Origin of the sequence: Shewanella electrodiphila, assembly GCF_023283985.1 — a bacterium.
Lineage (GTDB): Bacteria > Pseudomonadota > Gammaproteobacteria > Enterobacterales > Shewanellaceae > Shewanella > Shewanella electrodiphila.
Genome location: NZ_JAKIKU010000004.1, coordinates 347,291 through 368,331, shown reverse-complemented (window position 1 = coordinate 368,331; position 21,041 = coordinate 347,291). Strand labels below are relative to the sequence as shown.

11 protein-coding genes are annotated in these 21,041 nt (G+C 42.8%); 6 read left to right on the top strand and 5 right to left on the bottom strand.

The window, feature by feature from the left end; genetic code table 11:
* Window positions 1-364: 364 nt before the first annotated feature.
* Window positions 365-919, top strand: coding sequence for a TMEM165/GDT1 family protein (locus tag L2737_RS09720; protein ID WP_102529254.1), 555 nt, complete (start codon window positions 365-367; stop codon window positions 917-919).
* 277 nt (window positions 920-1,196) lie between these two features.
* Here the strand turns inward: L2737_RS09720 and fdhF are convergent, their stop codons facing one another.
* Entirely contained in the window at window positions 1,197-5,429 is a 4,233-nt protein-coding gene (fdhF, locus tag L2737_RS09715) for a formate dehydrogenase subunit alpha (RefSeq protein ID WP_248955602.1), read from the bottom strand.
* A gap of 455 nt (window positions 5,430-5,884) precedes the next feature.
* Between fdhF and L2737_RS09710 the strand changes: the two genes are divergently transcribed.
* From L2737_RS09710 to lysS, 3 genes are all read left to right on the top strand, one after another.
* On the top strand, window positions 5,885-7,549 hold the full coding sequence (locus L2737_RS09710; protein ID WP_248955601.1) for a methyl-accepting chemotaxis protein: 1,665 nt from the start codon (window positions 5,885-5,887) through the stop codon (window positions 7,547-7,549).
* Between the two features lie 361 nt (window positions 7,550-7,910).
* Window positions 7,911-9,009 (top strand): peptide chain release factor 2 gene (prfB, locus tag L2737_RS09705; RefSeq protein ID WP_198589602.1). Its coding sequence is split into 2 segments (ribosomal slippage): window positions 7,911-7,985 and window positions 7,987-9,009, totalling 1,098 coding nucleotides; the frame shifts between segments, so codons are not numbered across the junction.
* A gap of 12 nt (window positions 9,010-9,021) precedes the next feature.
* On the top strand, window positions 9,022-10,524 hold the full coding sequence (lysS, locus tag L2737_RS09700) for a lysine--tRNA ligase (RefSeq protein WP_229371221.1): 1,503 nt from the start codon (window positions 9,022-9,024) through the stop codon (window positions 10,522-10,524).
* Between the two features lie 1,480 nt (window positions 10,525-12,004).
* Here lysS and L2737_RS09695 read toward each other — a convergent pair.
* Both L2737_RS09695 and L2737_RS09690 read right to left on the bottom strand, forming a co-directional pair.
* A complete protein-coding gene (locus L2737_RS09695; RefSeq protein ID WP_248955600.1) occupies window positions 12,005-13,189 on the bottom strand; it encodes a PQQ-dependent sugar dehydrogenase in 1,185 nt (394 codons plus the stop codon).
* 92 nt (window positions 13,190-13,281) lie between these two features.
* Window positions 13,282-14,469: a BamA/TamA family outer membrane protein gene (locus L2737_RS09690; protein ID WP_248955599.1), complete on the bottom strand. Its 1,188-nt coding sequence runs from the start codon at window positions 14,467-14,469 to the stop codon at window positions 13,282-13,284.
* A gap of 279 nt (window positions 14,470-14,748) precedes the next feature.
* On the opposite strand from L2737_RS09690, the gene pyrC reads away from it, so the two are divergent.
* Window positions 14,749-15,786, top strand: a complete 1,038-nt coding sequence (pyrC, locus tag L2737_RS09685; protein WP_229372046.1) for a dihydroorotase — start codon at window positions 14,749-14,751, stop codon at window positions 15,784-15,786.
* Window positions 15,787-15,876: 90 nt separating this feature from the next.
* On the opposite strand, the gene L2737_RS09680 is transcribed toward pyrC, so the two are convergent.
* Together L2737_RS09680 and L2737_RS09675 are read right to left on the bottom strand one after the other, a co-directional pair.
* Entirely contained in the window at window positions 15,877-17,337 is a 1,461-nt protein-coding gene (locus tag L2737_RS09680; RefSeq protein WP_248955598.1) for an OmpA family protein, read from the bottom strand.
* 159 nt (window positions 17,338-17,496) lie between these two features.
* A complete protein-coding gene (locus L2737_RS09675; protein ID WP_248955597.1) occupies window positions 17,497-20,013 on the bottom strand; it encodes a putative Ig domain-containing protein in 2,517 nt (838 codons plus the stop codon).
* Window positions 20,014-20,367: 354 nt separating this feature from the next.
* On the opposite strand from L2737_RS09675, the gene L2737_RS09670 reads away from it, so the two are divergent.
* The gene (locus tag L2737_RS09670; protein WP_248955596.1) at window positions 20,368-20,961 is read left to right on the top strand and encodes a hypothetical protein; all 594 of its coding nucleotides are present in this window, start codon (window positions 20,368-20,370) and stop codon (window positions 20,959-20,961) included.
* The last annotated feature ends 80 nt before the right edge of the window (window positions 20,962-21,041 follow it).

The window sequence follows — 21,041 nt, the reverse complement described above, 5'->3', positions numbered from 1 at the left end:
CTTACCTTGACTATCAAACTAAATCAATGTCGCAAGGCCATTTTTGAGCGAGAGTGACATAGTGACGTTACATCACAATTATCTTATTTACCGTAATTGCGACTCTTGCAAAAGATACTGACAATCTTTACACTGCCGCTGTCTTTGGGGAGTAACTTGCCGCTCACATTATTGAGTCGGTTTGTTCGTCAACATAATTGATGCAAAATCATCATGGCGTTCAAGATTTCATTCCTAGCTCAATGATGGTTAATTGTCGTTGACTGAAAAATTTAGTGAGACCATAGACAATGATCACAACCCGAGGTGGGGAGTGAGCGTTGTCTTAGGTTAAACATAATCCCCACCTCTATAAGAGACCTTTTTGAGCGTTTTAGCCATATCCATAACGACCGTTGCTCTAGCAGAAATCGGAGATAAAACTCAGCTTTTATCGCTACTGCTTGCGAGTCGATACCGAAAACCAATCCCCATTATTGCTGCTATTTTTTTAGCGACCATAGCCAATCATGCATTAGCGGCTTACCTTGGTGTCGTGATCGCAGACTACTTAACCCCACAAGTATTAACTTGGGTGGTTAGCATCAGTTTTCTTGCTATGGCCGCTTGGGTGCTTATTCCTGACAAGCTCGATGATGACGAAAAAATTTCCAATCGTGGCCCCTTTGTCGCCAGCTTTATTGCATTCTTTATTGCTGAAATCGGTGATAAAACCCAAATTGCGACATCGATTTTAGGGGCGCAATATGCCGATGCATTATTGATGGTGATATTAGGGACGACGATCGGCATGCTGATTGCCAATGTTCCTGTGGTGCTCATCGGTAAGTTGTCGGCTGACAAGTTACCTTTGACAGCGATAAGAAGAGTGACAGCGGGATTATTTTTATTGCTAGCGGTTGGAACAATACTTGTCTAGCACAGCTTGTTTAGTGCAGCTTGTTCACTAATAGCTGTTCACTGATGTTCGTTTAGTACAGCTTGTTTAGTTCTGCTTGTTCACTAATGCTTGCTTAGTTGTATAGGTATACCAAGGTGGTTTACCTCTACGCGCCCGATGTTAAAAAGCTGGCGATTAAAGCTTGATAAAGTGAAGCTGTGGTCGCCAGTAAAATGTGGCTACCACAGCTTTTAAAGTCCTTTTAACTTCAAATCACTATTTATTTCTAAGTGCTACCGTTTTGTCACCTGAAAGCTTATACCGCTCGTGCAACTTGAGGTTGAGCTAACTCAGCTTTAACCGCACACACTTTAAACTCTGGGATTTTAGCCACAGGGTCAATCGCATTAATGGTGAGCTTGTTCGCTGCGGCTTCAGCAAAGTGGAACGGCAAAAATAGCACCCCAGCTTGAGCACGCTTAGTCACGAACGCTGCAATTTCTAATTCACCACGTCGGGTAGACAGTTTTAACATATCGCCATTACTGACGCCCAATTGTTCAGCATCAAATACCGACATCATCACTCTTGACGTACCTAATATATCTAATCCTGGGGTTTTACGGCTCAAAGTGCCTGTGTGGAACTGCTCCAATAAGCGCCCAGTAGATAACACTAATGGGTATTCATCACAGGTGGTTTCAGCAGGACTGCGGTGGGTGACTGCCGTAAACAAGCCTTTACCTTTAATAGGCGCAGTTTGATGTAATACTCTGGTGCCAGGGTGTTGCTGATTGGCACACGGCCACTGAATGCCTTTGCTTGGTTTACCTTGGTCATCATTATTGAGTCTGTCCCATGTAATCCCTTGATACTGCGGGGTCACTTGGTTTATCTCGTCAGTGATGGCTTGCTCGTTAGCGTAATCCCAATTAGCGCCCATTTTATTGGCAATAGCATGGATGATTTTCCAATCTTGCTTGGCAAGACCTGGTGGAGTTAATACAGGTTGTAAGCGCTGTACTCGGCGCTCAGTATTAGTGAAGTGGCCTAGTTTTTCAGCAAATGATGCTGCTGGTAAAACAATATCCGCTAATTGGGCTGTTTCGGTTAAGAAAATATCTTGCACCACTAAGAATGGGATTTTTTCCAGGGCTTCTAATACGTGTGCTTGGTCGGGATCGCTAAGTACAGGGTTTTCACCCATCACATATAACGCATCCACTTGATCGTGACTGATCGCATGCATCACCTCAGTAGCCGTTAAGCCGACATTAGGCGAAAGAGTCGTGTTCCAGTATTGTTCAAATTTAGCTTGTACCGCTGGGTTATCCACTTTTTGATAGCCAGTGTAGTACTGAGGCAATGCGCCCATATCACAAGCGCCTTGCACATTGCTTTGACCACGAAGTGGGTTAATACCAGCACCCGCTTTACCAATATTGCCACAGAGCATTTGCAAGTTAGCAATGGCAGTAACATTGTCATGGCCTGAAGTATGCTGGGTTATCCCCATGGCATAGTAAATAGCAGTTTTCTCTGCCGTACCGATTAATTTGGCCATTTTGGCAATGTTATCAGCGCTGATGCCGCAGACTTTCGCTGCAGTATCTAAGGTATATTCAGGTCGCATCACAGTATCGATAACAGCCTCAAAACCTTCTGTGTGCTGTGCAATATATGCTTTGTCATGCCAGTCGTTGCGAATTATCTCAGCCATGATCGCATTAATAAGCGCCACATCACTGCCAGGCTTTTGCGCCACATAAAGCTCTGCTTCATCGGCAATCGACACGCGTTTAGGATCGGCCACCATTAAACGTGCACCGTGATGGCGGATCGCTTGTTTGATCTTCGAGGCAATAATCGGGTGAGCATTACAGGTGTCTGAACCCAAAATAAAGATTAAATCAGATTCTTTGATCCCAGGAATATCGCCTGTCATCGCGCCGCTACCTAGACTTTGTTGCAGCGCCGATACTGTGCTGGCGTGACATAAACGCGCACAATGATCGACGTTGTTAGTCCCTAATATGCTACGAACAAATTTTTGCAGTAAATAATTATCTTCATTAGTGGCTTTTGCAGAGGCTAAGGTGGCAATGGCATCGCCGCCTTTGTTGGCTTTTATTTGGGTTAACTTATCTGCAATCGTGTCGATGGCTTCATCCCAACTGCAAGGAATTAACTCACCATTTTTACGCATAAGCGGCGTGGTTAAGCGTTGATCACTTTGAATAAAGTCATAGCCAAAACGACCTTTAACACACAGCATCCCCTCATTCACATCTGAATCATTGCTGCCTTCAACATGGCAAATATTGCCTGTTGTTGGCGACACACTGACATTAATGCGACAACCCACACCGCAATAAGTACAAATGGTTGAAGTGGTGTTTAACTCTTCAGTTGAGCCTTGACGTTTATCGCGGGCATCAACTAATGCGCCTGTTGGACAAACTTGCACACAGTTACCACATTGAACACAATCACTGTCAGCCATAGTGACATTAAAACCAACTCTTGGTGCTTGGCGTTCAGTATCGTGACTGTTTGGTAAAGCTTGGAAGCAGTCTTGTTCAAACTTTATCGCATTATGACCGCTCTGCTGACCACAGATATCAACACACTTGCCGCAGCTAATACAGCGGTTGGCATCAAACTGAATAAACGGACTGGTTTTATCTACTGAAAATTGCTGCATCTTGCTGGTGTCGAGTGCTTTAGCATCAACATGATATTCAGTGGCATAGTCACGCAGCTTACAATCGGTATTGGCCTGACAAGCACACTCAAGACAACGAGCCGCTTCTTTCATCGCCTCAGTGTGCTCAAAGCCTTGTTCAACTTCATTGAAGTTAAGTTGGCGTTCGATAGCAGTGAGTTCAGCCATTTTATAGCGCGGTTCTGCTTGCGTATTTGGGTATAATTCAGCGCTTAAAGAATTGGTTTTTGCGGCTTTAGTCGCATTAAACTGCTGTGGGGTTAATTCACAACTTAAACCTTGGTGCAGCAACTTATCAATAGCAATCGCGGCCTTACGGCCATCACCAATTGCAGCAACAGCCGTGGCTGGGCCAGTGCGTGAGTCACCAATAACAAATAACTTTTCAACCCCCGCAGACATGGTGTGCTCACAACCAATAAAGGTATTCCAGCGGCTTAGAGCGATTTCGCCACTGGTTAGATAGCTGTCAGGGTGTTCTAAAAAGCTCATGTCTGGTGTTTGCGACACAGCTGCGATAACAGTATCAAACGCTTCAATAAAGGTTTCGCCACTGGCTTTTGGCGAGCGACGTCCTGAGCTGTCTGGCTCGCCTAATACCATTGTTGCAAGCTCTATCGCGTTAACTTGACCATTTTCATCGCTAATGTTTTTAACTGGGTTGGTCAAAAAGTGAAATTTAACCCCTTCAACTTCAGCTTCATGTACTTCATAGGGCTCTGCAGGCATAGCATCGCGAGTACGGCGATAGATTAAGGTGACATCATGGCCTGCTCGCACTGCGGTGCGCGCGCAATCAATCGCGGTATTACCGCCACCAATTACGGCAACTTTTTTACCCACGGCATAACTTTTATCAGTGCAGTAATCACGTAAATAATCAACGCCTAAATAACAGCCTTTGAGTTCGCTACCTGGGTAATTCATCGGTACCGCTTTTTGCGCGCCAATAGCTAAACAAACCGCATCAAAATCGTCAGTTAATTGCTTTAAATGAACATCTTCGCCGAGGCGAGTATTGGTTTGAATGTTAAGGCCATTATCAGTCAGTAAGGCAATTTCTTTATCGAGTATATCTTTTGGTAAACGATACTCAGGAATGCCATAACGTAGCCAGCCGCCAGCTTGGGGCATAGACTCAATAATACTGACGTTATGGCCTTGGTTTGCTAAAAAGTAACCCGCACTTAAGCCCGCTGGACCACTACCGATAATGGCTACTTTTTTGCCTGTATCGGGTTTACGCTCAATTTGGTAGCTGTGTTCATCAGCTAAATCTAAGTCAGCTGCATGGCGTTTTAATTGGCGAATCGCCACGGGCTCATCTACTAATCCACGGCGACATTCAGCTTCACAAAAAGCAGGGCACACACGGCCAATAGATAACGGCAGTGGCAAGGTTTGTTTAATTACTTTTACCGCTTCGGTGTGATTACCTTGAGCGATATGAAATAGATAACTTTGAATATCAACGCCGGCAGGACAGGCTTGCTGACAGGGCGCTTCACAGTCAGCAAAATGATCAGACAAAATATGGGTTAACGCATTGCGTCGTAGCTCGCTTAATTCAGCCGTTTGGGTAGTGACTTGCATGTTGTCGGCAACGAGGGTTTTACAGGCTTTTACTTTACGACAGCTACCGTCATTATTTTTAATGTCGACCACACAAAGATCGCAATCTTGTTTATCAGGATTAGGGGCTGAACTTGCTTGGCTTGGGTCGCATAAGCTAGGAATGATAATGCCAGCATCATGTGCAGCTTGGAGAAGATTCCTGTCACGATTAACCGACAAAGATTTGCCGTCTATTTTGAGTGTAATCATCTTGTAGGCCTTGTTTAATTTATCATTGGCTTTATTAGCCTTTTATTAGTACTACAAAATATACTGATTTAGTTCTGAACAGAATGAAGTGAGATAGGCGGTGTTTATTTTTGCAGTCGGCTTCACATTCAAGTTTGTTATGTGCGCTAAAGCGGTTAATAAAAAACGTGTGTCTGGTCGAGGTCTCATTTTGAGGGAAGTGTGTTATCTCCACTCACTTTAGAAGGCAGCTTTGTAGAGAATTTACTGGGAGAAAACTTGCTAACCAATCGACAAAAATAAGCTAAAAAAGCGCGTGGGAATAATGTTATTAGTGACTTCTTGTTAAGACTTTTCTAATTTGTATCACAATTAAGATATGTTTGTGATCAGCTTACGGTTATTGTCATATTCATGTAACAGCTCTGAATATGACATATATACTTCAAAGGTTATCACTTTTAAAGGTAAGTTATATGTTGCGGTTATCTCTTCGAAATAAGCTTCTTGCGCTTTCTCTTATTCCACTTATTGTAATTCTCACCGTTGTGTTAGTGCTGTTTTATATTGGCGAACAGCAGTCTCTTAATAGTGACATTAAAGATTTTCGACATGAGTTAGTGTTAGAGCGCAAAAATCAGCTCAAAGAAGCTGTTGAAATAGCTCAAGGCGTTGTTGAGTACCAAATTAATTTAGGCTCACAAGGTAATGTGAATCAAGCTTTGAGGGACTTACGCTTTGGCAGTGCTGGTTACTTTTTTATCTATGATGATGCAGGGGTCAATATTTTTCACCCGATGCAGCCACAGCTAGAAGGGCAGAATAAAATTGATATGGCCGACCCCAATGGCACCAAAATCATTGTTGGTTTGCTTAATGCTGCTAAATCGGGTGAAGGTAATTTTTCCTACTATTATCAAAAGCCAAATACCCAAGGGTTAACTGAAAAACTCGGTTATGCAGTAATGATCCCGAATACCAATTGGATGTTAGGTTCGGGCGCTTATATTGATGATATTGAAGGTGTGATAGAAAAATTTCAGGTCTTACAGCAAGAAGAGATGAACAAAAGTGTGATGTTCTTTTTGTTGATTACCTCAATATTAGGCGTGATAACCGCATCAGCCCTGGTGGTAATTGCACATCGAATGGTACAACCGATCCAAAATATGGCTAACTCACTGAATGACATTGCCAGCGGTGACGGGGATTTAACTCAACGTTTAGCGATCAATGGCCATGACGAAATTGCGCAGCTAGGCATCGCATTTAATTTGTTTGTCGAAAAACTCCAAGCGATTATTACTGAAGTATCCGGCGCCACTGATGAAGTCAAAGGTGCGGCTAAAACTATTAACGATCAAACTGTGACGATTTCAAATCAGTTGTATAGCCATAACAGCGAAGTCGATCAAATCGTTACAGCGATTACTGAAATGTCAGCTACGGCAAATGACGTGGCGCAAAACACCAACAGTGTGGCTGAGGCAACAGATGTCGCATCTGACTTTGTCCTTAAAGCACAAGATTGTGTCGATATTTCATTAAATGAAGTCTCGCTGTTAATGAAGCAAATAGATGGCGCTGCAGAGAATATTAGTTCGCTGAGTGAGCAGTCTAAAAAAATTAATTCAGTGCTGACAGTTATTGGCGGCATTGCTGAGCAAACCAATTTACTGGCATTAAATGCAGCCATTGAAGCTGCAAGGGCAGGCGAGCAAGGTCGCGGCTTTGCGGTAGTTGCTGATGAGGTGCGTAGCTTAGCCAGTCGAACCCAAGCCAGTACCGTTGAGATTAATGAAATGCTATCTGAACTGCATAAGTTAGTCGGTCAAGCGGTTGATGCGATGGAGCAAAGCCAGAAAAGTGGTATACGTTCGGTGGATTCATCGAAAGCGATATCTGAAAGTTTAGGTGCTGTAACCTCATCGGTGACCAGTATTAACGACATGAGTACTCAGATTGCTACGGCCGCAACAGAGCAAAGCTCAGTGACTGAAGAAATTAATCGTAATATCACCTCGGTACAAGAGATCGTCAATGAGTTGCTATCATCGAGTCAGCAAGCAGCTGAGGTGAGTACTTCTGTAGCAAGTTCTGGTGATTATTTATCGACGTTAGTAAGTCAATTTAAGGTCTAAAAAAGGCTTAATGACAAGGTTATTATTAGGGCTAACTTAAACGTTAATTTAATCCCGCTCCATTAAGACGACTCACAATGTTGAGTCGTCTTTTTTATGTCAGTAAATATCTACTATTGAGCGACTTTTAGAAGGTGATAAGCGTAAAGGCTAGGTTTCTTGTTAACCGATACTTACACAGTTGCTTATACCTCTACTTATAGCTGTCCTTATACTCGTATCTAAACCGATAGTTAGCACAGACCAATAAAGTGATAAAAAGTCACTAAAACGAGGGTGCTTGCCCCTAGGTTTAGCGCTTGCTATAGGTTAGAATACTCGGTTTGCAGCAATCTAAATATCCATTAAAGTAGAAATAATCATGTTTGAAGTAAACCCAGTTAAATTCAAAATCAAGGAACTCGCTGACCGCACCGAACTTCTTCGGGGGTATCTTTGACTACGCTGCTAAGCAAGAGCGTTTAGAAGAAGTCACAAGAGAGCTTGAAAGTGCCGAAGTATGGAACGATCCAGATAACGCCCAAGCCTTAGGTAAAGAACGTTCATCATTAGAAGCAGTGGTGAAAACCATCGATGATATGGACAGTGGTCTTGAAGATATTGAAGGACTGGTTGAACTTGCCGTTGAAGAAGACGATGAAGAAACTTTTAACGATGCCAGCACTGAACTAGAAGATCTTGAGAAGCGTTTAGAGGAACTTGAGTTCCGTCGTATGTTCTCAGGCCCTCATGATGCAGCAAACTGTTATTTAGATATCCAATCAGGTTCTGGCGGCACCGAAGCGCAGGACTGGGCTAACATGATCCTACGTATGTATTTACGTTGGGGTGAAGCCCATGATTACAAGCCTGAATTAATGGAAGTTACCGATGGTGATGTTGCCGGTATTAAAGGCGCAACCATCAAGTTTAATGGCGAATATGCTTTTGGTTCACTGCGCACAGAAACTGGTGTTCACCGTTTAGTGCGTAAGTCACCATTTGACTCGTCAGGTAAGCGTCATACTTCATTTTGCTCAGTGTTTGTGTATCCAGAAATTGATGATTCAATCGAGATTGATATCAATCCATCGGATTTGCGTGTCGATACCTACCGTGCGTCGGGTGCGGGTGGACAGCACGTCAACAAAACCGAATCTGCAATTCGTATTACCCATTTACCGACGAACACCGTCGTGCAGTGTCAAAATGACCGTTCGCAACATAAGAACCGTGACGCTGCAATGAAACAATTAAAAGCTAAATTGTTTGAGCTAGAAATGCTCAAACAAAATGCTGATAAGCAAGCCGCGGAAGATGCCAAATCAGATATTGGTTGGGGCAGCCAAATCCGCTCATACGTACTTGATGATGCCCGTATTAAAGATTTACGTACTGGTGTTGAAAACCGAAATACCCAAAGCGTCTTAGATGGCGACTTGGACAAGTTTATTGAAGCTAGCCTTAAATCTGGCCTTTAACGAGAGAAGAAGATGACTGAACAAACTCAAGACGAAAACAAGTTAATTGCAGAGCGCCGCGCGAAGTTAGACCACATCCGCGAAAACTGCCCAGCAAATGGTCACCCAAATAACTTCGATCGAAAACACAAGGCCGCCGATATTCAAGCTGAATACGGTCATCACACTAAAGAAGAACTTGAAGGCATGGACGTTCAGCGTTCAATCGCTGGTCGTGTTATGGCTAAACGTGGCCCGTTCTTAGTTATCCAAGACGTATCTGGTCGCATCCAAGCATACGCGGGTAAAGATGTTCAAAAAGATTTAAAAGCGACTTTCCAAGGTTTAGATATCGGTGACATCATTGGTGTGACAGGTAAGCTTCACCTTTCTGGTAAAGGCGACTTATACGTGAACATGGAGCAGTACCAATTGCTCACTAAAGCATTGCGTCCGCTACCAGAAAAATTCCACGGCCTAACAGACCAAGAAACTCGTTACCGTCAGCGTTATGTTGACTTAATCGTTAACGAAGAGTCACGTGAAGCCTTCATCATGCGTTCAAAAGTGGTTTCGGCTATCCGTAACTTCATGGTGAAAAAAGAGTTCATGGAAGTTGAAACCCCAATGATGCACAGCATCCCAGGTGGAGCTTCAGCTCGTCCATTCGAAACGCATCACAATGCGCTAGATATCGCAATGTACTTACGTATTGCACCAGAGCTTTACCTTAAGCGCTTAGTTGTTGGTGGTTTTGAGCGAGTATTTGAAATCAACCGTAACTTCCGTAACGAAGGTTTATCGCCACGTCATAACCCAGAATTCACTATGATGGAATTCTATATGGCGTATGCTGACTTCAACGATCTAATGGATCTAACTGAAGAAATGCTAAGCTCAATCGCCACTGAACTTTGTGGTTCACCACAACTTCCATATGGCGAGCACACCGTTGACTTTGGTGGCCCGTACGCGCGTTTAAGCATGTTAGATGCGATCAAGAAGTACAACCCAGACAACGAAACGATTCAGTCTATGACTTACGAAGAAGTTAAAGACGTTGAGTTCATGCGTAACCTTGCGAAAAGCATTGGCATGACTATCGAAAAATTCTGGACTTGTGGTCAACTACTTGAAGAAATCTTTGGTGAAACCGCTGAGACACAGTTAATGCAACCTACGTTCATTACCGGTTACCCAGCTGATATTTCACCACTTGCACGTCGTAACGACGACAACCACTTCATCACCGACCGTTTTGAGTTCTTTATCGGCGGCCGTGAAGTTGCAAATGGTTTCTCTGAGCTTAACGATGCAGAAGATCAAGACAACCGCTTTAAAGCGCAAGTTGATGCAAAAGATGCTGGTGATGACGAAGCGATGTTCTATGATGCAGACTACATCACAGCCCTAGAGCACGGTTTACCACCAACAGCAGGACAAGGTATTGGTATCGATCGTTTAGTGATGTTATTCACTAACACGCACACCATCCGTGACGTGATCTTGTTCCCAGCGATGCGCCCACAAGGGTAATTGTTGGTTAAGCCGTTGGCTTAACAATCACGATTTAAAAACCAGCCTACTTGGAAAAGTGGCTGGTTTTTTTGTGGGTGACTTTGCTAGGTTTTATCAATAGAAGTCATTTTATTAGGTTAGTTAATTAAGTAGATCAAAGTCGTGGCGCTTCGCCCACACCCGACGAAAGGGAAACAACAGCATTTCCCTTTTCGATATCCCTTGCCGCTCCGACGAAGTGTTGATCCTCATGCTATAGAGCGAATTAGCTACCGCCTCAGATTCGCCATCCATGGCTCAACTGAGGCTATGTCGGCGTCCTGCCTCCATCACGCAAATTAGCTCAACGCATTCGGACACTTCCAGCGGAGTCTATTGTGCCTGCAGGTTCATCTGTAGATTCCAAGATGTTGATTGATCCCTTGCTAAAACATTTTATATGCTTTTGGTCTTCTATGAATGTTCAATTTGAATTGAGGTAAGCAAGAAAATCGCGTGAGTCCAGACATGGATGTCTGGCTAGCTTTCGAGGGGAAGGGACGCCCCATCGTAAGCGTTAGTGATTTTTACAGCTTACCGAAGAAGACTTCAAAAGATGGTTAACGCTAGATGATTCTCCGTTGGAAATTTTGCTGTTTAAATTTCGCCGGAGCGGTGAGGGTGATGCAAGAGGGAGTTGCCGTCCACTCCCTTTTGCTCGGGTGTGGGTGGACAACCCACGATGTTAATCCAAACGAAGTTTGGAAGTATGGAAATAAGAAATAAAGTCGTGGCGCTTCGCCCACACCAGACGAAAGGGAAACAACAGCATTTCCCTTCTCGACATCCCTTGCCGCTCCGGCGAAGTGTTGTTCTTCATGCTATAGAGCGAATTAGCTACCGCCTCAGATGCGCCATCCATGGCTCAACTGAGGCTATGTAGGCGTCCTGCCTCCATCACGCAAATTAGCTCAACGCATTCGGACACTTCCAACGGAGACTATTGAGCCCGCAGGTTCGTGTGTTGTGTCTGTGCGATAAATTGAATACGTAGGTTTTTAGGTGCTCTTGATCTTCTTTGAATGTTCAATTTGAATTGAGGTAAGCAAGAAAATTACGTGAGTCCAGACATGGATGTCTGGCTAGCTTTCGAGGGGAAGGGACGCCCCATCGGATGCGTTAGTGATTTTTAAAGCTTGCCGAAGCTGGCTACAAACGATGTTAAAAGCTGGATGATTCTCCGTTGGAAATTTTGCTGTTTAAATTTCGCCGGAGCGGCGAGGGTGATGCAAGAGGGAGTTGCCGTCCACTCCCTTTTGCTCGGGTGTGGGTGGAAAACCCACGACGTTAATCCAAACGAAGTTTGGAAATACAGTGACTCAAATTAATCGAAATCAATAGACCATCCATGACGTTAATCCAAACGAAGTTTGGAAATACCGTTACTCAAATTGATCGAAATCAATAGAGTCATCCATGACATTAATCCAAACGAAGTTTGGAAACAAAATGAATCAGATTAGTTTTCAGAATAACTAATTCGATAAACCGCATTAGCGGCATCATCAGAAACCAGCATTGAACCATCTGGCATGGTGAGCACCGCGACGGGTCTGCCCCAACTGACTTCACCTTGCAGCCAGCCTGAGGCAAACGGTTGGTAATCACTTACTTTATTACCGTCTAACGTCACTTGCATGATGCGATAGCCGACCTTGCTGCTGCGATTCCATGAACCATGCTGGGCTATGAAAATACGGCCTTTATATTCAGCAGGAAACTGCTCGCCTTGGTAAAACTCCATGCCTAATGCTGCCACATGGGCGCCAAGGTTTAGCGCTGGTGGCGTATTAAGTTTGGCTTTTTCTGCATCATAAAACTCTGGGTCTTTAACGTTAGCGTTATGCACATAAGGAAAACCAAAATGCTGACCTTCTTGACTGACGCGGTTTAACTCATCATCGGGTAAATCATCGCCCATCATGTCGCGGCCATTATCGGTAAACCATAATTCGCCCGTGTCAGGGTGAAAATCAAAGCCAACACTGTTACGCACGCCTTTGGCGACGATGGTGGTTTCTTTGGTATCAACATCAAGCTTTAAGATTGAAGCGAACGGCAATGCATCGTCACAAACATTACAGGGGGCGCCGACTGGAATATACAGATTGCCATCAGGCCCAAATTTGATGAACTTCCAACCGTGATGAGATTTGTCGGGCAGCTGGTCATAGACGAGTTCAGGTTCTGGTACATTAGGTAGGTGTTTTTCAATATCGCGATAACGCCATATTTTATCGACTTCTGCCACATATAAACTGCCATCATGAAAGGTGATGCCAGAAGGTAAGAATAAGTCCTTGGCAAGTACGATTTGTTTGTCGGCTTTAAAATCTTTATTCGTGTCGATTAATGCGTAAAGATTGCCCGCACGACGACTGCCGACAAATAAAGTACCGTTATCGCCCAATGCCATTTGGCGGGCATTTTCAACATTCTCTGCATATACATCAATACTAAAACCAGCAGGCAATACGATTTGTTCAATGGGCAACGTCTTGGCTTGAACATTGGCTTGAACATTGGATAAGGACAAGATGGTTAAACCAGATAAAAGTGCTGCTTTAAACGCATTCGATTTTATAACTGGTGAGAGTGAAGAGTGTCTATTATCCGTCTTTAGATAATCCGTTAAGTCATTCATCGCAATATGCCTCTGTATTCTTGTTTTAGTTTTAGTTTTAGTTTCAGTTTTAGTTAATAAAACACTCATTTTTTACTTGATATAGGTCAGGGTTAAAACCCTGTGCCGACATTGATATACCATGCGGTATCTTCTGGGCCTTTAGCCACATCAACCCCCATATGCAGACCGTAACGCCTTGCTATAGTGTAGCGAAAGCCAGCGCCATAGGCGGTTTGCTTGTCGCTGTCCCACATGTTGCTATTACTGTCGCCCGCAAGACCTGCTCCGACAAAAGATAACACCATCCACCTTGGGGTTATGCGCCACATAAGTTCAACTTCGCCGGTGGAAACGGCTTCGCCTTGATAGCGGTTTCGCGGAATACCACGCATTTCAATATAGGGGTAAGTGAAGATGGGTAAGCGAACATCACTGCTGATGGTTTGATAATTTAACTTAACGCCTAAGGTGACATCTTTTATGAGTGGCCAATAGTTAATCCCCGTAGCTTTGATGGTTTGGTAGTCGTAATCACTGCCGATGGCAGTATTAAACCAGTCGTATTCTAAGGTGTAGTCATAACCGCTGGTGGGCATAAAAAAGTTATTTAAGCTGTCGTATTGCAGCACGGCGCCAAGGGATGACACGGTAGGGGAAAGATCGATTATGTCAGTGAGGCGATCGACTAACTCTGGCGGTAATAATGAAGTGTCTTTATTGCTGGCTAAATCGACCTGGGCAAATTTTTGGGTGACACCTAGAAATACTGAACTATCAAATAATCTAAATTGCAGTTTTTGCATCAGGCCATAACCTTGCATATTTAGATCTAAGGATAAATCTTGGCCAAAGTCAGCTTGGCTATAAAAGTTCATGTTTACATCGCCATAGCCACCACCGACAAGATAGCGAATATGATCTTGCTTCCATGTTTCACGGTGGCCTAAAAAGCCAAACTTTGAGCCATTATCGGTAGCGCCAATTCCCGCTGCCGAAATACCGGGTGTAAGGAGCTGGGCACCGCCATCCACTGACTCTTTTGCGACTTGCTGGCGCAGCTCAGTTTGTTCGGGTGTTTCGTGAAGGAAAATCCCCATCAATAGTAAACCTGTGCCAACAGAGGGTTCAGTAATAATGCTAGGAACAGGTAAAAAGCCGTAGGCGTTTTCTGCAAGGTATTCGCCCGCATCAAAGTAGCCATCAATGGGATCAAAAAAGTCGATATTGGCCTGAGCGCTTTGACCGCATAGCAATAAGGCTGTGGCTAAGGTGACTTTGGAAAGCGAAAAGTGGTTCACGTATAAAATTCCCTTTATAACGATAAGCTTACCGAACGACTAGCTCTAGTTGTGTTTTGCATTATGCGTCAATATCAAATCGTGTTGTTGATTTAATTTAGCACGGAGTCATGACAAAAATACAATCTTGTGATTGATAAATAACTTGTGATTACAATAATAATTGTAGGGATTTTTTGCTGTAGCAAAGTCAGCGTTTAAATAACGTGTCTATCAAGAAAACGGGTTTTCAGGCACAATAGCGCGCAATTATTCGTAATCGATTTTTAGGGAACCTAAATGACGCAAATCACTATTACTACGCCGGACGATTGGCACCTTCATTTCCGTGATGGAGACATGTTAGCTGAAACCGTACCAGCCACCGCTCGTTTATTTCAGCGCGCTATTGTGATGCCAAATTTAGTGCCACCTGTTACTGACGCTACGATGGTTTCAGCTTATCGTGAACGTATTTTAGCGGCACGCCCGCAAGGTAGCTCATTTGAGCCATTAATGACGCTATTTTTGACCAATAATACTACTGCGCAAGACATCATTGATGCCAAAGCGGCTGGCGTTGTTGCCGCAAAATTATACCCAGCAGGAGCCACCACTAACTCTGATGCTGCGGTTAAAGCATTAGATGCATTATTTCCAATCTTTGAAGTGATGGCAGAGCAAGGCATGTTATTGCTGGTGCATGGTGAAGTGACTGAATCGCACATTGATATTTTTGATCGCGAAAAAGAGTTTATCGATCGCTATATGGCGCGCATTGTTGAAGCCATGCCAACGCTTAAAATCGTGTTTGAACATATCACCACTAAAGATGCCGCTGAGTTTGTGGCATCAGCGCCAAGCAATATTGCAGCAACGATTACCCCGCAGCATTTATTGTTAAACCGTAATGACTTATTAGTTGGCGGCGTACGCCCACATAACTTCTGTTTACCTGTGCTGAAGCGCAATATTCACCAGCAAGCATTGCAAGCTGCTGTGGCAACGGGTTCTAGCAAGTTCTTCTTAGGTACAGATTCTGCGCCCCATGAAAAACACCGTAAAGAGTCAGCCTGTGGTTGTGCGGGTTGTTACAGCGCATGGTCTGCATTAGAGCTTTATGCCCAAGTGTTTGATGACTTAGGTGCATTAGATAAACTTGAAGGTTTTGCTAGCTTACATGGTGCAGACTTTTATGGCCTGCCGCGCAATACAGGTACAGTGACCTTAGTTAAAGAAGAGTGGGTTGTTCCTGAGCAAATCATCTTGCCAAATCAGAACCCAATCGTGCCTTTCTTTGCGGGCGAAACGGTTAACTGGAAAGTGAAAACAGCTTAATCAGTTTCGATTATTTTGTTTTAACATAAGAAAAAACCAGCAGAGATGCTGGTTTTTTTGTGCCTGTAATCCTGCGATTTAATATAGGGCTTATTTATTATCTGATCTCAGCACCAGCTCGACTCGGCGATTTTGTGTTTTACCAACATCATTCATATTGCTAGCAACAGGCGCATATTCACCAAGCCCTGCTGATTCAACTTGAGAAGGCTTAATATTAAAGTCATTTATTAATGTATTCCTAACCGCTTTGGCGCGTTTTTCTGACAGCGCTTTATTATAACTTTGCCCGCCTTGATCGTCAGTGTGGCCAACAACATAGAAACCTTGTTTAGGGTGATTTGTAAGATACTCTGCAACCACTTTTATAACCTCCATTGCCTCTGGCATCAGTTTGTCACTGTCGAATTCAAACAATAGGCCATCAAGCGCAACATGGCCTGTTTGCGCTATTTTGTCTGTTAGGCCATCTAAATCAATGGTTAAGCGTTCAGTGTTTAATGTATTTTCTTCAATGATCCGTAATTCGCTCGAAAGGCCATTAATATAACCAATTATGTACGTCATCACATACACATTGCCTGTTGGCTTTTTTAGTGAATAAAGGCGATAGAATTGGCTTTCTGTGGTGCCGTTTGTGGCGAGTGCATTGAAGTGTCTTTGGAACTTGCTATCGGTTCCACATTCTTTTGCAATACAGCTAAAAGTCTCGATAAACCCTAGCTTGTTAAGTGCAGCTTGATAGTTTGCATCCACTTCGTATTCTGAATAGCTGCGAGGTAATCGATAAGCAATATCGGTAATTTTCCCTTCAATGACTTCTGTGGTGAATTTCTTACCGACTTTTTTAGAAGCGACAGTGGTTTGGCCAAATTGAAAGGTCTTATAGTCTTGAATGTAAGCCCCAGGAATTCGAGTGAGCATCGGGTGATCGCTCGAGCCTCTTTCATCCTTGCTACTGTTATCCTTTACGGCAATTTCGCTCACTTCAGCTTTTAGATAGTCTTTATCAATAGCAATTATATCTAAGGGCTCATCAATAACTTCAATGATATCCAATTGAATATTAGTGGCTTTTTTCCAGTCACTGATGTATATCGATACGTACACATCATGGTTTTCAAGTGTTATTTTTGTGGTGGTTAAGGCAGGGTTACGACCACCGATATTGTCAATTGGCTCAATATAGTTCTTAAGTTTCGACTCTTTACCACAGGCTTTATTAATGCAGCTAAAAATGATCTCACCACCTAAGTCCTTAATTTGCTCAAGATAATTATTGTGTAAGTTATGAGGTGTAAATTTCGGGTCTAAGCGATAATTTATTCGTGTCAATCTGCCTTCTACTGGTAAAGCGTTAATCGACTTCACCGTTTGATTGATCAACGAATAAGGACTGTAGTTTCGGACTAAACTTTCCGTTTTTTTCACCTCTTCAGGTGGATTAAATAGTGGCGCTTTAATTTTTGCCTGTATAGGAATAGAGACTGAAATAATGAGTGCAATAAAGACTGATTTTGTCATTTTGGTTGATATAAATGGTGAAAACATATTAAGGGTCCAACAATAAATGCGCCCGTACAAATACGGGCGCATGGCTTTAACCGACAATAAATTTGTGTACGTTTCAATCTGGATGACTAAAGGATTTAATTGATGAACTAAACCCTTTTAAAGCTATTTCCTAATTGAAAGCGAACTAAGCTAATACTATTTGACGTAATATTTACTGTTAATCAGCTCATTCACTAATGAATCTATTGCTTTTAAAGGCAACGCTTTTAGTGGTGCAGCTTGAGTCGAATAAGACGAAGGCAGAGACAAAGATTGCGGCGTTCTGTCTGGCGCGTCGACCCATTCATTCATCGGAGTAAATGTTAGAATGCCTTCAGCAGACTTCTCTATTTGAGCAACATGCCACCATAGAGTGATATCTTCTGTTGGTGGAGTAAATAAGTATTGCTCATTATTAAAAATAACTTCTACTCGAGTCGTTGCTGGGTCTATCGCTGGTGAGCTAGAGTAGTTATAAACGAAGTAATCATAAACACCCGCAACAGGATAGCTAGGTATTGAAATAACTTCAGGTCCATAGCTTGTGATGTCATCAACATCAAGATAAATGACACTACTTTCAATAGTCACTTCACGATTTCCAAAATAAACATGTCCTAGTTCAGTATCACCTTGGCTAATAAAGAGGTGTGAATCTAAATCCCGAGGCGCTTCCCCCCAATTTAAGGTGATTTTCGTTAATGCTTCAGAAAGCACTAGACACTCAGGCAAAGTGATATCCTCGCTTCCTGTTGCCATTATTTCTGTTCTACTCTGAAAGCCCAATGATGCGCCGATTAACATTGAAGAGTTTTGACGTACTGGCAAGCTAAAATCACCATTTGAGTCAGAGTAAGTGACAGAGCGTCCAAAATAATCTCGGCCATCTGAATTTAATCTAGCGCTTGTAAGACGAGTGCCTTCAACATCTGCAACACAGCCATTGATGAATACGGTTTCATAAATTCTATCAGCATTCCAAGTGGTGAAATGGCTCACATTACCTGCGTAATAAGATTGTCCGTTGTCATTCATTAGAGTTGCTTCGCCTTCTTCAACCCATAACCCCGATATTTCATCAAAGTAATAAAGTGGAATAGTGCTAGGGGGGAAGCTACCGACTGCAGGAATTCGAATTTCTGCAGTTTTCCCCTCGGCGAGTTGTAGTGGATTACCATTTTCATCTTCAAAGCTAACGGTAATTGCGCCAAATGATTCAATCGGCACAATCTCGCCAGCTTCATTTATGGTCAACATGTCACCTGGCATCATTTCTATATCAATGGCAGGGTTAATGATTGTTAGCTCAGCGAGAACTGCAGTTTCAGCTAAATCGCCATTGGCATTAACTAGGCTATCTTCAGGTAAAGTGATTAATAATGTATCTTCAACACTGAGTTCATTAACCTGTGAGGCATCAAAACTTACCGTCTGATGTACAGGTAATAAGAGTAAGTTGTGTGCTTGAGCTAATTCTGAACTAGAGAAGCTAATGGCTGCTTCAGCGAAACCAGTTGCATCAGCTGATAAAGTTAAGCGATCAGTTATTTCAGTATCTTGAATTAAGATTGAAAAATTTCCATCAGCATCAGAAGTGGCCAGTTGCGACAGGGTATCACCGTTAGATAGCATGACGGAACTGTCAACAATGTTTTCGCCATTGAAGTAGTTGATTGTGCTACCTGAAACAGCCACAAAAAACTTCTCATCAAGACTAAAGCTAACGATTGCAGGTGCAGCGCCATCTTCACCACCATCAGCCACACTAATGGATATATCAGTTAATGTGGTCTCAGTTACAGCAGAGTTATAACTGATTAAGCCTGTTGCAGAAATGGTTAATTCTGCTGGGCCAGAAATCATTTCAAAGCTAATATCATTTTCAACATTTAAATCATCAACATCAGATACCGCTAATTGGTATGTAAATGTCTCACCCGCATTAACGGTTTGTTCTGTTATTAACGATACCGTTGGAGCGTCATTGACTGGTGTAACAATGACTTCAAATATATCTGTTGCAGCAACAGCGTTATCTTCACCACCGTCTGCGACTGTTAGAGTTACTTCGCCAGAAGTAAGAACACCTTCAGTTGGTGTCCATGAAACAAGTCCAGTCGCATCAATAACCATGCCTTCTGGTGCATTTTCTAACGAAAAATTTAAGCCTTCTAATAGGTCATCACTGTCTTCTACAACCACTTGAGATGTATACAGTATGTCTTCTACTGCGGTCAGCATTAGGGTGGAAGTTATCAAAGGGCTATCATTGACAGGTGTAACAATGACTTCAAAATTTTGAGTTGCAGCAGTGGCACCGTCTTCACCACCATCAGAAGCACTTATTGTCACAGTTCCTGATGTCAGAACTCCTTCAATTGGCATCCAAGTAATGAGCCCCATATCTGATATAAGCATGCCTTCAGGAGCGTTGGTTAATTCATAGTTTAGATCTGTTCCATTATTACTGTCGTCAGGATCTGTCACAGTAATTTGATAGCTATATGCTATATCTTCAATCGCAGTAACGATTGCCGAAGAAGTTATTTGAGGTGCAATATTCTTGTCTTGTTCTGGAGCGCTGTCATCAGAGTCTGATGAGCCACAACCAACTAATGCAATTGAAAGCGCAGCCGCAATGATTGACGGGCGCCAATTGGGGGTAAAATCCATTTTATTTTCCTAATCCTTGAATATAAAGTACTCAAACTTAACCAGTTGAGTAACGACTTTTGTATTCTATAAGCTATTAATTATTATATAAATAATACTTAGTGATGTAATTCTATAAATATGGGTAACTAAAGCCATCGCCGTATCAAATATGTCGATATCGCTATATTCAGCGGGGGGAGTTAGCATCAATAGAGTTAGCCTTCATTGTTAATTATGTCCGTATTTGAAATAGTAAAATAGGATACTGTTAATTTTAAATCCTATTCACTTTTTTGGTATTCTGTGACTATGAATTAACTCGTTTAATGGCACTCAGAGTGCCAGCACTACATTTTTAAGGGAACCATTCAAATGACATTTGCTAAGTATGTTGCAGTAACAATACTCATGGCTGGGCTGAGTATTAATGCTTATGCCGATAACCGAGCAGCAATGCTCGAATTTGATGCTAAAGTCAGACCCATTGCACAAAGAAGTCAGTTACTTTCAGACATGCAGGTCAAGTTAATGGATGACTTTAATCAAATGGCTGAAGCGGGCAAGAGTGCTAGCGCGGTGTTTAACAGTGGTAAGGTGCAGCAACTGCAATTATTGGGGAATGAAACTCTCATTGAAGCCAACTTGTTTGTGGCTGAGTTCGAACATTTTTTAGCGCAGCTCCCTGAAACGTCGACCTGTTATCTGCCTGAAAAAGTCACAGAATACCAAGGTATGATTACCCAGCTTACGCAAGCCAATAAAGCATTAAGTAACGTGCCTGAGATTGCTGATGGCGATGAACTAGGCGCCGCCATGGCGTTATTAAACTTGCAAATGCATGCAGGGCAATTGAGCTCTTTAGTGCAAATGTTTCAGTTAGTAAAAACCTGTTATATGCCAGAAGCGATGGGACTCACCAAAGAAGATGTTGAGCGGATGAAGGCTGAAGATAAACAGGATAATTAGTAGATACTGATAGAATAATTATCGTGTAACCACTGCTGCTTAATTTCAGATATTTCAATTGGTGACGAAACTGAATACGT